Source organism: Vibrio sp. 1078-1 (genome assembly GCF_033340475.1).
In genome coordinates, this window is record NZ_JAWOWM010000131.1 from 1 (window position 1) to 923 (window position 923).

General features: G+C 47.5%; 1 protein-coding gene. It reads right to left on the bottom strand.

Annotated elements, in window-relative coordinates; all coding sequences use genetic code 11:
- On the bottom strand, nucleotides 1–923 hold a 923-nt coding region (locus tag R7190_RS26110), incomplete at both ends, for a DUF5801 repeats-in-toxin domain-containing protein (RefSeq protein WP_318137708.1).

Consider the following 923-nt stretch of genomic DNA (forward strand, 5'->3'; position numbering starts at 1 on the left):
ATCGTAGCGTCCGTCTTGATGCAATGTCAGCGTGAAAATGGTGTCGCCACCAGCGGTTTTTCCGACATAAACCAAAGCATCACTCGTTGACGCTGTAGCGTCTTGAGTAATCGCGATGCTCTCGCCGCCAGAAGTAAGTGCAGGCAGTAGATTGGAATTGAGATCCAGAACAAATGAGTCGATACCATCCGCGCTGGTCACTTCAAACTGACCAGAAACCGTTAGAGGCTCCTTGGTCTCGTCTGAGCCCAGCGGCAAATCATCTTCATGCACTTGTAAACTGTCTATATTCGTTACCTCGGGTACATCGTCTACCACCGTAATCGGTAACGTGAACACTGGTGATACATCGCCATCACCGTCAGTCACGGTGATTGGCAGTTCGATTATAATGTTGTTTTGCTGATTGCCATCAGGATGATCAAGTGGTTTTCTAAGATCAAACTCATAGGAGCTATTTGACGCATTCAGAGTTAACTCAAACACCACTTCTTGAGAATTAACCGTGATACCTTGATAAACATTCACCCCGCCAGTACTGGACGTTAAGACTAAGGTGATTGCCTCTCCGCCAGACATCAATGTACTAACTGGCGTCGTCAAATCACTCAGTTGAATTGAGGTGACTTGGTCTGCCCCTTCTGTTACATCGAAGGTACCACCGATGATGGTGTCTTGAGTACGGTCAGTACCCAGCGGTAAGTCGTCCTCATCGACGGTCTGTTCACTACCCTGAGCCAAACCGTCGATGGTTGGTACGTCATCCACAACAGTGATCGGCAACGTGAGAGTATTCGAAACATCGCCATCAAAATCCGTCGCAATGATAGAAAAATCTAGCGTTAAGGTGTCACTATTTGGAGCATGATCAACAGCCCCTTGCAGTTCAAACGAGTAACTCCCGTCACTGTTTACCTGTAACG